The sequence below is a fragment of the Micromonospora sp. NPDC051924 genome, assembly GCF_055586005.1.
This window is the reverse complement of sequence record NZ_JBVJJA010000004.1, coordinates 155810-168527: the sequence shown is the minus strand read 5'-3', so window position 1 is coordinate 168527 and position 12718 is coordinate 155810. Positions and strand designations below refer to the sequence as shown.

Below are 12718 nucleotides of genomic sequence, written 5' to 3'. Positions count from 1 at the left end.
CGGGGCGGCGGGCCACGGCCGTCCCCACCGCCTGTCCCGCCCTGCCGGCCGAGGGTGGCGGTGCGTAGGGGGCGTGACACGATGGCCGGGTGAGTGGTCCCGTCCAGGCGGGGTACGCCCCGCCGCTCCGTCCCGACCAGCCGGCGCCCGGCCGGCGTTGGCTGCGCTGGCTGGTGCCGGCGACGGTGGCGTGGGCGGTGCTGCTCGCCGGGCTGACCTGGTGGTCGGTACGCCACGACCCGCCGACGGTGAAGGAGCAGCGCACCCTCGGCGAGGCGGCGCCGGTGGTGAACCGGGCGATGGGCCGGCTGGTGACCGCGCTCGGTGACGACGCCTGGGCGCTGACCCCGGCGCGGGTGGAACAGGGCTGCCGGGTCACCCCGCTGTCCGACGGCACAGCGCTGACCCGAGGGCTGGACGTGGCGGTGCCCGCCGGGAGCGAGCGTGCGCTGCTGGACCGGGTGGCGCAGCGGTTGCCCGCCGACTGGCGGGCCGGGGTCGCCACCGAGGCCGGTCGCCCCCGCCTGCGGGCCGACGCGGGGGAGTTCATCGCGATCGACGGGCGGATCGTGGCCGACGGCCTGGTCCGCCTCTCCGCCGATACCGGCTGCCGCCCGGCCGACGCCGAACTCGTCGAGCTGCTGCCCAAGTACTCCACCGGGCCGGAGCTGACCGCGGCGCTCCGCGCGCTGGGTCAGCCGCCGCCCCCGGACGCCGCGCAGGTCATGGCCCCCTGCCCGGCCGGCGGGCTCGCCCGGACGGTCAGCGTCACGGCCGGCACCCGGCCCGCCTCGCTGGCCGCGCTCCGGCCGCTCGGCGCCGCAGTGGTCGACCGCCCCGAGTTGTACGCCTACCGCAGCGGCTCGGTCGTCGTGCTGGCCGACGCCACCGGCGACCAGCTCCGCCTGGCCGCCTCCACCGGCTGCAGCCGCTGACCGGGTTCGGCCACGCCCTCCGCCGGCTCGGCGGGTCAGCCCCCGTGCTCGTGGTCGTGCGGGCCGCGGCTGCGGCCCAGGGCGTCCACCCGGCCCCAGCGGCCGGGAATGTCGAGCAGCTCCACCCGGCCCATCCCGTCCGGCACGGCGGGATCGATGATCAGGTGTTCGCCCTGCGGCTCCAGGCCGAGCATCACCCGGAGCAGCAGCAGCGGGGTGCCGGCGGACCAGGCCTGCGGGCTGCACGCGGTCGGGTACTGCACCGGGTAGTCGGTGAGGTCGCGTTCGTAGCCGGCGAACGCCTCGGGCAGCCGCCCCTGGAAGTAGCGGGACGCGCTGAGCATCGCCTCGCAGATCCGCCCGGCCTCCTTCCGGAAGCCGTACTTCCACAGGCCCCAGGCGATGATCGAGTTGTCGAACGGCCAGACCGTGCCGACGTGGTAGCCGACGGGGTTGTACCGCCCCTGGTCGTCGCCGAGGGTCCGCACCCCCCAGCCGGAGAAGAGCCGCGGCCCGAGCAGGTGCCGGGCGACGGTCGATGCCCGTGACTCGTCGACGATGCCGCTCCACAGCAGGTGGCCGATGTTCGAGGAGAGGGCGTCGACGGGCCGCCCGTCCGGGTCCAGGGCCAGCGCGTAGTACTCCCGGTCCGGGATCCAGAAGTCCCGGTTGAACCGCTCCTTCAGCGCCGCCGCCTCGCGTTCCAGCCGGTCGGCGTACGCGGGGTCGTTCCAGAAGGTCCGGGCCAGCCGGGCGCCGCGCAGCTTGGCGTCGTACGCGTACCCCTGGAGCTCGCATGTGGCCCGCGGGAACTGGGGCAGCCGGCCGTCGGAGTAGGAGATCGAGTCCCAGGAGTCCTTCCAGCACTGGTTCTGCAGCCCGGTCTCCGGGTTGCGGGTCATGTACCAGACGTAGCCGGTGCCCAGCAGGTCCCCGTAGCTGTCGATCCAGGCCAGCGCCGCCCGGGTCTCGTGCTCCAGCATCCGGACCAGCTTCGAGTCGCCGGTCCACCGCTCGTACTCGTCGAGCAGGATCACGAAGAGCGCGGTCGTGTCGGCCGAGCCGAAGTACGGGGAGTGCGGCTGCTCCCCGAAGCCGGCGGTCTCGCCGTAGCGCAGCTCGTGCAGGATCTTGCCCGGCTCCTCGTCCCGGAAGTCGTCCAACCGGCTGCCCTGCAGTGCGGCCAGCATGAGGATCGTCGGCGGCACCATCTCGGGCAGGAACGGCAGCACCTGGAGCGAGGTGAAGATGCTGTCCCGCCCGAACAGGGTCATGAACCAGGGCAGCCCGGCGGCGAGCAGCCGTACCCCGAGCGCGATCGACTCGTACCGGAGTGCGGCCAGGTCGTTGAGGCTCCGCCGGTACGCCCCGGCCAGCGGCTGGCAGTCGCAGCCGAGCTTCGGGGCCCGAGCGATCAGCTCGTTCTGCTCGGCGTGGATTGCCGCGACCGAGCGGTGCCCGCCCAGCGGGAGGTTGGTCCGGATGTCCTCGCCCCGGGCGCCGTAGATGATCGTGGCGATGTGCAACCGGGTGGTCCACTCGCCGTGCGGCCCCACCCGGATCCGGAAGGTCATGCCGCTCTCGTCGATGTCGGCGGGCGTGGTCGTGGTGATCACCGCCGCCCGATGGAACCCCTCCCGGCGGTAGGTGAGCCGGAGTTCGTTCTCCCCGACCGTCGGCGTGGTCCGCCCCCTCTTCTGCCGCTTGTGCTTGATCTCGAACAGGTCGGCGAAGTCGGAGCCGACATCGAGCCGCAAGGTGAACTCGACCTCCTGCTCCGCGTGGTTGAGCAGGGTCAACTCCTCGTCGAAGCTGCCGCCGATCGACCGGCTGCGGATCACCGAGGCCTTGGCGTCCAGGTAGTGCGTCGGCTCGCCCGGAACCATGAAGAAGCGCGTCCGGTAGGACTGCGAGTCGTCGATGGAGAGAGCGTGCAGCTTCTCCCCGTTGAGGGTGAGGATCCAGGTGGAGATGAACCGGGTGTCGAAGGAGAAGAGCCCGGTGGGGAAGTCGAAGGACGGCTCGATGTTGCCGCGCCGGTCGCTGACCAGGAAGGTGTTGCCGTCCAGGATGCTGACCTGCTCCTTCATCCCGACCGTCCGACCTGCTCGCGGGCGGTCTCCCGGGGATCCCGGGTGCCGGGCGGGTCGGGGAAGAACCGGCGGAAGATCAGGAACAGCACCACGTTGCCGCTGAACGTGGCCTCGTTGCGCAGCACGGCCGCCATGCCGGCCTCGCGGCCGGTGGTCAGTTCCTCGAACAGTTCGGCGCTGACCGTGAAGGTGGCGTCGGCCGGGTGCTCCCGCTCCCGGCTCGCCCGGGCCGTGCCGGGCCCCAGCTCCACGTACCAGTGTTCGGTGCGGTTGCCGTCGGTCAGGTCGACCTGGAGTAGGCCGCTGGTCGGGCCGCGCAGCACCGCCGGCGCACGCGCCGGCAGTGACGCGAAGAACCGCTCGATCGCCTCGCCCACATCCGAATCGTAGGCAGCAGTCGGAAATGTCGGGTCAATATCGGCGGTCCGCCCGGAGCGAACATGTCGGGCGGGGGCGGAGTGGCCTCAGTAGACCAGCGCCTGTGCCCCCTCGGCCATCGCCTCCTCGACGAAGACCGCCGCGCCGGCGATGCGTACGCCGGGGATGACATCATCCTGGCCGATGTCCCGGCGGGCCGCGCACTGGGTGCAGGCGGTCACCCTGCCGGTGGCCAGGATCACGTGCAGCAGCTCGGCCAGCGGCGCGGAGTGCGGCAGCTCGAAGTCCTGTGCCCGCCCGGGCAGCGCGAACCAGGTCGACTCCCCGGTCAGCCAGAGCGACACGTCGACCCCGGCGGCGGCCGCGGTGGCGGCGACGGTGAAGGCCTGCGCGCAACGCTCCGGGGCGTCGGCGCCGGCGGTGGCCTTGACGACGAGAGTGCGGGCCATGCCGCCCAGCATAGGATGGCCGGGATGGTTACCGAGATCGGGTTCGTGAGCCTGCTGGTCGCCGGCCTCGGCGCGCTCGCCGGTGGCCTGGTCTATCTCGCTGTTCGCATTTCGAGAGGTAAGTGGTGAGTGATAACCCGCTGCAGCCCCCGTGGCTGAACGCGCCGCCGGTCGACCCGTACCCCTACGAGGAGAGTCACGACCTGCGCGTCGGCCCGAAGCTGCACCGGAGCCTGGACGGGCTGCTGCCGTACATCGGGGTGTGGCGCGGGCGCGGGCGGGGTGGCTTCCCCACCATCGAGGACTTCGACTACGCGCAGGAGATCCGGATCAGCCACGACGGCCGACCGTTCCTGTTCTACGAGTCCCGGGCCTGGATCCTGGACGAGGAGAGCCGTCCGGTCCGGCCGGCCGGGCGTGAGGTGGGCTGGTGGCGCCCGGTGATGGACGGCGACCGGGTCACCGACGAGCTGGAAGCGCTGATGAGCACGCCGACCGGCGTGATGGAGCTGCACATCGGTAAGCGCAAGGGCACCCAGATCGAGTTCGCCACCGACGCCGTGGTCCGGACGGCCACCGCCAAGGAGGTCACCGCCGGTGCCCGCCTGTTCGGCATCGTCGAGGGTGCCCTGCTCTACGCCCAGGAGATGGCCGCCATGGGCCACGCCCTGAGCCCTCACCTCTCCGCCCGCCTCACCCGCGTAGCCGGCTGACCCCCACCCCCTCCCGTCCCCACCGTCCCCGCCCCGGCGATCATGAAGTTAGCGGCGACAAATCGGGCACCGGCCACCGCTAACTTCATGATCAACGGACGGGGAAGCCGGAAAGGGTGCGGAGGGTCGGGGTCAGGGGGGAGGAGGGACGGGGTACGCCGTCCAGGGAGCGGACCTCGGCGAGGCCCCGGAGGGACGAGGTGAGCCAGATCCCGTCCGCGCGATGCAGGTCCGCCGGGGTGACCAGGCGTTCCTCGGCCCGCAGGCCCAGCCCGGGCGCGTGGTCGAGCAACCAGCGCGCGGTCACCCCGGGGAGCACCCCGGTGGCCGCCGCCGGCACCGTGCACAGCGTCGCGCCGCTGAGCCAGACGACGTTGGCGCTCGGCCCCTCCAGCACGTACCCGTCGGTGGAGACCCAGAGCACGTCGTCCACGCCGGTCCGGGCCGCCCAGCGCCGGGCCGCGGTGCTCGCCCCGTACGAGGTGGATTTCACGCCCACCGGGAGCCAGCCCAGCTCGGGGCGGGCCCGGGCGGCGACCCCGAGCGGCAGGGTGGCCGCCGTCACGCCGTCCCGCCGGGCCCGCCGCGCCGCCGCCGGCACCTCGGCCAGGGTGGCGTAGACGGTCGGCGGTCCGCCGCCCTCCGGACCCCGGGTGCAGACCAGCCGCAGCGCCCCCTCCACCTCCGGGGGCCATCCGGCGCGGACCGTGTCGAGCAGGTCGATCAGCGCATCGGCGGGCGGCAGGTCCAGCTCGACCGCCGCCGCGCCGGCCCGCAGCCGGGCCAGGTGCGCGTCGCGCAGCCACGGCCGGCCGCCGCGCAGGTGCATGGTCTCGAAGAGGCCGTCCCCGTGCAGCACGCCCCGGTCGTCGCCGCGCAGCACCGGCTCCCCGGCCGGTACGACGCCCCGGCCCAGCACGGCCACCCGCGATGCCACCACGACCGCCGAGGGTAGCCGCGTACCCCTCGGCGGCCGGTCCGACGCGGCGGCCGAACTATGATCGGACGGTGTCCGAATCCTCCCTCGCGGAACTGCTCCGCTCCCGTGGGCTGCGGCTGACGGCGCAGCGACAGCTGGTCCTCCAAGCGGTCATGGAGCTGGGGCACGCCACGCCGGAGCAGGTGCACACGGCGGTCCGCGAGGTGGCCGCCGGGGTCAACATCACCACCATCTACCGGACGCTGGAGCTGCTGGAGCGGCTCGGGTTGGTGACCCACACCCACCTGTCGCACGGCTCGCCGACCTACCACGCGGCGGGCGAGCACCAGCACGTGCACCTGGTCTGCCGGGAGTGCGGCGCGATCGACGAGATCGAGCCCGAGCTGCTCCGCCCGCTGGCCGACCAGTTGGCCGCGCAGCGGGGGTTCCAGGTCGACATCGGGCACGTGGCGCTCTTCGGCGTCTGCGGCCAGTGCGAGGACGGGGGACGTAAATGATCGACATCGCGGGCGCGGTGGCCACCGAGGCGATCGACGAGGAGACCCGGGACCAGCCCGAGCCGGTCCACCGGGCGGCCGGGGTCGGTCCGGTCGCCGCACACTACGGCGACCCGATGCGCGAGCAGCGCACGCTCGCCACCGGGGTCGGTCTGGTGGACCGCTCGCACCGGGGCGTGGTGGCGGTGCCCGGCGAGGAGCGGATGAGCTGGCTGCACACCCTGACCAGCCAACACCTCGCCGCGTTGAGCCCGTGGCAGGGCACCGAGCTGCTGGTCCTCTCCCCGCACGGGCACGTGGAGCAGCACGCCATGGTGGTCGAGGACGGCGAGACCACCTGGCTGGACACCGAGCCGGGGATGACCGCCGGCCTGCTGTCGTACCTGGAGAAGATGCGGTTCTTCAGCAGGGTGGAGCCGCGCGACGCCACCGCCGACCACGCCGTGCTCTCGCTGGTCGGGCCGGAGGCCACCGGCGCGCTCGACACGCTCGGGGTCACCGGGCTGGCGGCGCCCGACGTGGTCGCGGTGCCGGGTCCGAAGTTCCGCTCCGGCGAGCTGCCGTCCCGGCCCACCGTGGTGTACGACGTGAAGCCGCTGCCGGTCGGCGGCTGGGCCCGTCGGGTGGCGCTCGGCGTGGACCTGCTGGTGCCTCGCCCGGCGATGGCTGGGGTGGTGGACGAGTTGCGCGGCGCCGGGGTGCCGGTGGCCGGGCTGTGGGCGTACGAGGCGGTCCGGGTGGCCGCCCGGCGCGCCCGGGCCGGAGTGGACACCGACCACCGGACGATCCCGGCCGAGGTGGACCTGATCGCCCCGGCCGTGCACCTCGACAAGGGTTGCTACCGGGGTCAGGAGACGGTGGCCCGGGTGCACAACCTGGGCAAGCCGCCGCGCCGCCTGGTCCTGTTGCACCTGGACGGGGTGACCACCGACCAGCCGCCGGTCGCCGGCACGCCGGTGACCCTGGACGGCCGCGCGGTCGGCTTCGTGGGCACCGCGGTGCACCACTACGAGCTGGGTCAGATCGCCCTCGCCGTGGTCAAGCGCAACGTCGCCGACGACGCCCGGCTGATGGTCGGGGAGACGGCCGCCGCGATCGATCCGGCGTAGCGGGCCGGCGGCGGGAAGTTTTCCGCTCCAGAGTGCCAGAGCCCATGATTCTTCCGTCGGGAAGCCCTCCGGTCTAGGATCCCGACATGACGACAGGGACGTTGATCACGGTTGCCCCCACCGGCGCGGAGTCGGCCAAGGCGGAGGTGCCGGCGCTGCCGGTGACCCTCGACGAGCTGCTGCTGGCCGCCAAGGAGTGCGAGGCGCTCGGCGCCGCCGTGATCCACGTCCACATCCGGGACGACGAGGCGAAGCCCACCCTCGACCAGGGCCGGCTGCGGGAGACCGTGGCCGCGCTGCGGGAGAGCACCGACCTGATCGTGCAGCTCTCCTCCGGCGGCGCGGTGACCGACCCGGAGGCCGCTCGGCTGGCCGTGCTGGACGCCGGCCCGGACATGGCCTCCTGCACCATGGGCACGGTCAACTTCGGCGACGACGTCTTCATGAACCGCTGGGAGTTCATCGTCGACCTGCACACCCGGATGCAGGAGAAGGGCGTCGTCCCCGAGTACGAGATCTTCGACCTCGGCCACCTCACCGCCCTGCAACGCCTGCTCGGCAGGTACGGCCTGCCGCACGGCGGCCACGTGCACGTCGACTTCGTGATGGGTGTCCCCGGCGGCATGCCGGGCACCACCGCCACCCTGGTCGCCGCCCAGCAGATGCTGCGCGACCTGCCCGAGGGCACCACCTTCTCGGCCACCGGGGTCGGCCGCAGCACCATCCCGGTGCTGCTGGCGTCCCTGTCGGCCGGCGGCCACCTCCGGGTCGGCATGGAGGACACGGTCACCTACGCCAAGGGTCGGCCGGTGGAGTCCAACATGCAGCTGGTCGCCCGCGCGGTCGGCTTCGCCCAGCTCGCCCAGCGCCCGCCGCTGACCACCACCGAGGCCCGGGCGCTGCTCGGCCTGTAAGCGGCGGCCCGCCCGGCGCCCCTGTACGGCTCCGGCCGCCGCCGCTGGTCACCCCGGTGCCGGGCCCCCCGGACCCCTCGGTACCGTCCACTCCGTGGGAAAGACGTACGAGGGCGGCGTGCCGCTCGCCGAGGTGGTCCGGTCCGGGTTCGTGGAGGGCCTGCACCGGGGTTCCGTGGTGGTGCTCGACGCCGCCGGTGCGCCGGTGGCCGGGGCGGGGGACGTGGCTTCCCCGATCTTCCCCCGGTCGTCCAGCAAGCCGATGCAGGCGATCGGGATGCTCCGGGCCGGCCTACCGCTGACCGACCCGGCCGACGTGGCGCTGGTCTCGGCCAGCCACGCCGGCGAGGAGTTCCACGTGGAGCGGGTCGTCGCCCTGCTGCGCCGGGGCGGACTCGGCGAGGAGGCCCTGCACTGCCCGCCGGACCTGCCGGTCGGGGAGGCGGCGCGGGAGGCGGTGCTGCGGTCCGGGGGCGGGGCGCGGCGGATCCAGATGAACTGCTCCGGCAAGCACAGCGGGATGCTGCTGACCTGCCTGGCCGCCGGGTGGCCACTGAACGGCTACTGGCGGCCCGAGCATCCGCTCCAGCAGCGGCTGACCGCCGCGATCGAGGAGTTCACCGCCGAGCCGGCGGCGGCCGTCGGGGTGGACGGCTGCGGCGCACCCGTGCTCGCCGTGTCGCTGACCGGGCTGGCGCGGGCGTACCTGCGGCTGGTCTCCGCCGAGCCGGGCACCGTGGAGCGGACCGTCGCGGACGCGATGCGCGCGTTCCCGGAGCTGGTGGGCGGCACCCAGGCCGACGACACCCGGCTGATGCGGGGCGTGCCCGGGCTGCTGGCGAAGGTCGGCGCGGAGGGCGTCATCGCGGCGGCGGTGCCGGGGGTCGGCGCGGTCGCTCTCAAGATCGACGACGGGGCCGCGCGGGCCCGGATGCCGGTGCTGGTCGCGGCGTTGCGCCGACTCGGCGTCGAGGCCCCGGTGCTGGCCGAGTACGCCGACGTGCCGCTGCTCGGTGGCGGCCTCCCAGTCGGGGCGGTCCGTCCGGTCTGGTGACCCGCGCCGATCGGTGGTGGCGGGGCCGCTGCTCGCGCGGGGTGGGTTCGGTCACCCGGTAGCCGCAGCGGCCCGCCTCATGAGTCAGGAGCGGTCTGTCGTTCAGACATGTCCGCCGGGTCCGCTCAGGGGAGGAAGTCGAGCAGGGCGGCGTTGACCGGCTCGGGGCGCTCCAGCGGCAGCAGGTGGGCGGCGTCCGGGACGTCGGGCATCCGGACGCCGTGCGGGGCCTCGGCGGCGATCCGGTCGGCGAGCCGGCGAATGTCCGCCAGGTCGTCCGCGCCGGCCCCGGTCAGCACGGGCATCCGCAGCTCACCGAGCCGGTCGATGGCCGGCGGGTCGAGCTCGCCCACCTCGATGGCGCTGAGCGCCTGCTCGGCGGCGAGCGCGCGCCGGTCCATCTCCTCGGCGAACCGGATCAGCTCCGGGTCGACGTCCGCCGGCTCGCGGGTCGGTCCGACCACCCAGAACCGCACCTCACCCTGCGCGGTGGCCGCGAAGTCCTCCGGGTCCACGTCGCCGACCAGCCCCTCCCAGAGCTGCTCGGTCTCCTCGGTCCACTCGTTGCCGGAGACCGGGGCGCCGAAGAGCGCGAGCGCGGAGACCCGCTCCGGGTGCGCCAGCGCGGTGTCCACCGCCACCCGGCCGCCGAAGGAGCAGCCCACCAGGGCGGCCCGCGCGATGCCGAGGGCGTCCAGCAGCCCGATCACGTCGTCGTGGTGCGCGAACGGTGCCGGCGGCAGCTCCGAGTCGCCGTAGCCGCGCAGGTCGGGAACGATCACCCGGTGTCGGGCGGCGAGGGCGGGCACCTGGCTCCGCCACATCCGCCGGTCGGCGATGCCGGCGTGCAGCAGCACCACCGGGCTCCCGCTGCCGGTCTCGTCGTACGTGAGCTGGGCGCCGTTGACCTCGATCTTGACCACGGGGGCACGGTACGGACCGGACACCGGGCGGCGCAACACGCTATCCGTGACTTCGCTAACTCTGGCTAGCGTTTTGCTTGCAGAAGCTAGCATCGCGAGCTAGCGTGGAGTCATGGCCACCGGTAAGGACCTTCCCGACGTCGGCGGGTTCATTCGCGACCTGCGGCGTAATGCGAAGATTTCCCTGCGCCAGCTCGCCGAGCAGGCCGGCGTGAGCAACCCGTATCTCAGTCAGATCGAACGCGGCCTGCGCAAGCCGAGCGCCGAGGTGCTCCAGCAGCTGGCCACCGCCCTGCGCGTCTCCACCCCGGCGATGTACCTGCGGGCCGGGCTGCTGGACGACAAGGAGGGGCAGGGCGTGCTCGCGGCGATCGCCGTCGACCCCGAGCTGACCATGGCCCAGAAGCAGTCGCTCACCCAGATCTACGAGACGTTCCGCCGGGAGAACGCCCGGCTCGCCGAGGCGACCGCCGCGGCGCAGGCGGCCACCGAGCCGACCCCGGCCGAGGTCACCGAGCCGAGGAGCGCGCCGCAGGCCCCGGCCACCGCCACGCCGGCCGCGACCGGCCCCACGACACCGGACGGCACCCCGACCGAGGCGGTCCTCGAGTCGGTCGCCGTCACCGAGGCGGGCGCCACGCCGGCCCCGACCACCGCCGTCCCCGAGAAGAAGGCCGCCCGTCGGGCGGTCCGCAAGGCCGCCGGTGCGGCCGAAGAGGAGTAGTCATGACCCAGCCGAAGACCAACCGCATTCCGGCCCCCGTCTACGCCGCCGCCGGCGCCGGCGAGCTGGCCCTCCAGCAGCTGCGCAAGCTCCCCACCGTGGTCACCGACCTCGGCACCCGGGTCGTCGCCGACCTGAGCGGCAAGGCCGTCGTCACCGGCGTGGAGCTGCACCAGAAGGCGACCACCACGCTGAAGACGGCCAACCTGACCGCGGCCGGCCTGCGCGAGAAGGCCGTCCCGGCCGACCTCGACCTGGACAAGCTCCGTGAGGCGGCCACCCTGGACAAGCTCCGGGCGGCCGCCACCCGCAACGCCGCCGCCGTGCTCACCGGCGCGCAGGCCGCGCAGGAGCGGGCCCTGGCCGGCGCGCAGGCCGCGCAGGCCCGCGCCCTGGCCGCGTACGCCGAGCTGGTCGCCCGGGGCGAGCGGGTCGTCGGCGCCGGGGTGCTGGAGGCCGCCGACACGGTGAACGCCGACATCGAGGCGACCGAGGCCGCGCCGGCCACCGAGGCCGCGAAGCCGGCCGAGGCGCCGTCCCCGGTCGAGGTGGCCGAGGCCGTGGAGAGCAAGCCGGCCGCCGTGAAGCGGACCCGGGCCACCAAGGCCACCGCCGCCAAGGCCACCGCGGCCAAGCCCGCCACCCCGTCGGCCAAGCTGCCGAAGACCACGAAGCGGACCCGCCCCGCCGCCGAGTGAGTCGAATCTGGACCGGGACCCCGGACAGCGTCCTGTCGGACGTTTCCGGGGTCTCGGCATAAGCTTGCCGACATGGCCATTGCCGCGCCGATCTTCGCGTTCGAAGTCCGCTGGGTTATCGAGCTGCTCCTGCTCGTCTTCGCCCTCGTCATCGAGGGAGTGGCGCTGGTGCACGCGATCACCCAGCGCTCCGACGGGTTCTCCGCGATCGGCACCCTGCCCAAGGGCGGTTGGATCGCCATCCTGGCCGTCTGCATGCTGCTCACCCTGCCGTTCTTCGGGTTCGGCGGGGCGATCAGCATCTTCGGGCTGGTCGGCATCGCCGCCGCCCTGATCTACCTGCTGGACGTCCGGGTCGGGCTGCGTGACCTGCACGACGGCCGAGGCTTCTGGTGAGAAGTTTCCGCTGGCCCCCGCCGCCGGACGGCGGCCCGCGCACCTGGGGCCCCGGCCCCGGGGCGCCGCGCACCGGCCGGCCGGCGTTGCCCGAGCCGGAGACCGAGCTGATCACCACCCCGCACGGGGTACGGCTGGAGCGGCTGGTCACCGGCACCGGTGACCCGGTGACGGTGTTCGCGCACGGGCTGGGCAACGGCATCGCCACCACCCGCCCGTTCGGCAGCGCGGTCAGCGGGCGGAAGGTCTTCTTCCAGTTCCGCGGGCATGGTCGCTCCGACTCGCCGCCCGGCCCGTGGAGCTACCTCGACCTGGCCCGAGACCTGCGGGCGATCGCCGACCTCGGGGGCGCCACCCGGGCCTTCGGGGCCAGCCTCGGCGCGGGCGCGCTCTGCCGGCTGCTCGTCGAGAGCCCGGAACGCTTCGAGAAGCTGGTCTTCTTCCTGCCCGCCGTCCTCGACGAGCCGCGCGGCGAGGTGGCCCGGGCCCGGCTGACCGACCTGCTGGATGCGGTGGCGGACGGGGACGCCTCGGCCTTGGCCGACGTGGTCTCGCTGGAGCTGCCGCCGTCGGTCCGCAACACCCCGGCCGGCTGGGCGTACCTGCGGCAGCGGCTGGACCAACTGCTCCGGGACGGGCTCGCACCGGGCCTGGCCAGCCTGCCGGAGCAGGCTCCGCTGCGCGACGCCGGGGCGCTCGCCGCGGCCACCGTGCCGGCGCTGGTGATCGCCTGCGCGGGCGACGACCTGCACCCGGTGCCGGTCGCGGAACGGTTGGCCGCCGCGCTCCCGAACGCCACCTTGCACGTGTACGACCGGCCGGGCGTGCTCTGGACGGAACGCGCCGACCTGCGGGAGCGGATCTCGACGTTCCTGAACGGGTAACGTCCCCTGTC

Annotated in this window: 16 protein-coding genes; 11 read left to right on the top strand and 5 right to left on the bottom strand. The window is 74.0% G+C overall.

Annotated features, from left to right (window positions below; genetic code table 11):
* Positions 1–161 precede the first annotated feature (161 nt).
* On the top strand, positions 162–935 hold the full coding sequence (locus tag ACZ6S5_RS04560) for a hypothetical protein (RefSeq protein ID WP_465997847.1): 774 nt from the start codon (positions 162–164) through the stop codon (positions 933–935).
* Between the two features lie 35 nt (positions 936–970).
* On the opposite strand, the gene ACZ6S5_RS04555 is transcribed toward ACZ6S5_RS04560, so the two are convergent.
* The 3 genes from ACZ6S5_RS04555 to ACZ6S5_RS04545 all read right to left on the bottom strand — a co-directional run bounded on the left by ACZ6S5_RS04555 (position 971) and on the right by ACZ6S5_RS04545 (position 3867).
* The gene (locus tag ACZ6S5_RS04555) at positions 971–3025 is read right to left on the bottom strand and encodes an amylo-alpha-1,6-glucosidase (RefSeq protein ID WP_465997683.1); all 2055 of its coding nucleotides are present in this window, start codon (positions 3023–3025) and stop codon (positions 971–973) included.
* The gene (locus ACZ6S5_RS04550) at positions 3022–3405 is read right to left on the bottom strand and encodes an SCP2 sterol-binding domain-containing protein (protein ID WP_465997681.1); all 384 of its coding nucleotides are present in this window, start codon (positions 3403–3405) and stop codon (positions 3022–3024) included. Before ACZ6S5_RS04550 ends, ACZ6S5_RS04555 begins: the two co-directional genes overlap by 4 nt.
* 87 nt (positions 3406–3492) lie before the next feature.
* The gene (locus tag ACZ6S5_RS04545; RefSeq protein WP_465997679.1) at positions 3493–3867 is read right to left on the bottom strand and encodes a DsrE family protein; all 375 of its coding nucleotides are present in this window, start codon (positions 3865–3867) and stop codon (positions 3493–3495) included.
* 12 nt (positions 3868–3879) lie between these two features.
* Here ACZ6S5_RS04545 and mtfM point away from each other — a divergent pair, with 12 nt between their 5' ends.
* On the top strand, positions 3880–3984 hold the full coding sequence (mtfM, locus tag ACZ6S5_RS04540; RefSeq protein ID WP_046570768.1) for a small membrane protein MtfM: 105 nt from the start codon (positions 3880–3882) through the stop codon (positions 3982–3984).
* Positions 3978–4568 (top strand): heme-binding beta-barrel domain-containing protein, encoded by a 591-nt coding sequence (locus ACZ6S5_RS04535; protein WP_465997677.1) that lies wholly within the window; start codon positions 3978–3980, stop codon positions 4566–4568. Before mtfM ends, ACZ6S5_RS04535 begins: the two co-directional genes overlap by 7 nt.
* Before the next feature lie 91 nt (positions 4569–4659).
* Here ACZ6S5_RS04535 and ACZ6S5_RS04530 read toward each other — a convergent pair whose 3' ends face one another.
* On the bottom strand, positions 4660–5508 hold the full coding sequence (locus ACZ6S5_RS04530; protein ID WP_465997675.1) for an aminotransferase class IV: 849 nt from the start codon (positions 5506–5508) through the stop codon (positions 4660–4662).
* A 68-nt stretch (positions 5509–5576) separates the two neighbouring features.
* Between ACZ6S5_RS04530 and ACZ6S5_RS04525 the strand changes: the two genes are divergently transcribed.
* The 4 genes from ACZ6S5_RS04525 (at position 5577) to ACZ6S5_RS04510 (ending at position 9082) form a co-directional block, all read left to right on the top strand.
* Positions 5577–6005: a Fur family transcriptional regulator gene (locus tag ACZ6S5_RS04525; protein ID WP_393178726.1), complete on the top strand. Its 429-nt coding sequence runs from the start codon at positions 5577–5579 to the stop codon at positions 6003–6005.
* A complete protein-coding gene (ygfZ, locus tag ACZ6S5_RS04520) occupies positions 6002–7114 on the top strand; it encodes a CAF17-like 4Fe-4S cluster assembly/insertion protein YgfZ (RefSeq protein ID WP_465997672.1) in 1113 nt (370 codons plus the stop codon). The genes ACZ6S5_RS04525 and ygfZ overlap by 4 nt, the downstream gene beginning before the upstream one ends.
* Before the next feature lie 86 nt (positions 7115–7200).
* Positions 7201–8028 (top strand): beta-keto acid cleavage family enzyme, encoded by an 828-nt coding sequence (locus ACZ6S5_RS04515; RefSeq protein ID WP_465997670.1) that lies wholly within the window; start codon positions 7201–7203, stop codon positions 8026–8028.
* 94 nt (positions 8029–8122) lie between these two features.
* Positions 8123–9082: an asparaginase gene (locus ACZ6S5_RS04510; protein WP_465997668.1), complete on the top strand. Its 960-nt coding sequence runs from the start codon at positions 8123–8125 to the stop codon at positions 9080–9082.
* 125 nt (positions 9083–9207) lie between these two features.
* On the opposite strand, the gene ACZ6S5_RS04505 is transcribed toward ACZ6S5_RS04510, so the two are convergent.
* A complete protein-coding gene (locus tag ACZ6S5_RS04505) occupies positions 9208–10005 on the bottom strand; it encodes an alpha/beta fold hydrolase (protein WP_465997666.1) in 798 nt (265 codons plus the stop codon).
* A gap of 112 nt (positions 10006–10117) precedes the next feature.
* Between ACZ6S5_RS04505 and ACZ6S5_RS04500 the strand changes: the two genes are divergently transcribed.
* From ACZ6S5_RS04500 to ACZ6S5_RS04485, 4 genes are all read left to right on the top strand, one after another.
* Positions 10118–10729 (top strand): helix-turn-helix domain-containing protein, encoded by a 612-nt coding sequence (locus ACZ6S5_RS04500; RefSeq protein WP_465997664.1) that lies wholly within the window; start codon positions 10118–10120, stop codon positions 10727–10729.
* A 2-nt stretch (positions 10730–10731) separates the two neighbouring features.
* Entirely contained in the window at positions 10732–11427 is a 696-nt protein-coding gene (locus ACZ6S5_RS04495; RefSeq protein WP_465997662.1) for a hypothetical protein, read from the top strand.
* Between the two features lie 72 nt (positions 11428–11499).
* Positions 11500–11823, top strand: coding sequence for a DUF2516 family protein (locus ACZ6S5_RS04490; RefSeq protein WP_465997661.1), 324 nt, complete (start codon positions 11500–11502; stop codon positions 11821–11823).
* A complete protein-coding gene (locus tag ACZ6S5_RS04485) occupies positions 11820–12707 on the top strand; it encodes an alpha/beta fold hydrolase (protein WP_465997659.1) in 888 nt (295 codons plus the stop codon). The genes ACZ6S5_RS04490 and ACZ6S5_RS04485 overlap by 4 nt, the downstream gene beginning before the upstream one ends.
* The last annotated feature ends 11 nt before the right edge of the window (positions 12708–12718 follow it).

Excerpts from the sequence above, each read along its gene's own strand:
- ACZ6S5_RS04555 (WP_465997683.1), bottom strand. The coding sequence starts at position 3,025 with ATGAAGGAGCAGGTCAGCATCCTGGACGGCAACACCTTCCTGGTCAGC.
- ygfZ (WP_465997672.1), top strand. The coding sequence starts at position 6,002 with ATGATCGACATCGCGGGCGCGGTGGCCACCGAGGCGATCGACGAGGAG.
- mtfM (WP_046570768.1), top strand. The coding sequence starts at position 3,880 with ATGGTTACCGAGATCGGGTTCGTGAGCCTGCTGGTCGCCGGCCTCGGC.
- ACZ6S5_RS04545 (WP_465997679.1), bottom strand. The coding sequence starts at position 3,867 with ATGCTGGGCGGCATGGCCCGCACTCTCGTCGTCAAGGCCACCGCCGGC.
- ACZ6S5_RS04490 (WP_465997661.1), top strand. The coding sequence starts at position 11,500 with ATGGCCATTGCCGCGCCGATCTTCGCGTTCGAAGTCCGCTGGGTTATC.
- ACZ6S5_RS04495 (WP_465997662.1), top strand. The coding sequence starts at position 10,732 with ATGACCCAGCCGAAGACCAACCGCATTCCGGCCCCCGTCTACGCCGCC.
- ACZ6S5_RS04500 (WP_465997664.1), top strand. The coding sequence starts at position 10,118 with ATGGCCACCGGTAAGGACCTTCCCGACGTCGGCGGGTTCATTCGCGAC.
- ACZ6S5_RS04515 (WP_465997670.1), top strand. The coding sequence starts at position 7,201 with ATGACGACAGGGACGTTGATCACGGTTGCCCCCACCGGCGCGGAGTCG.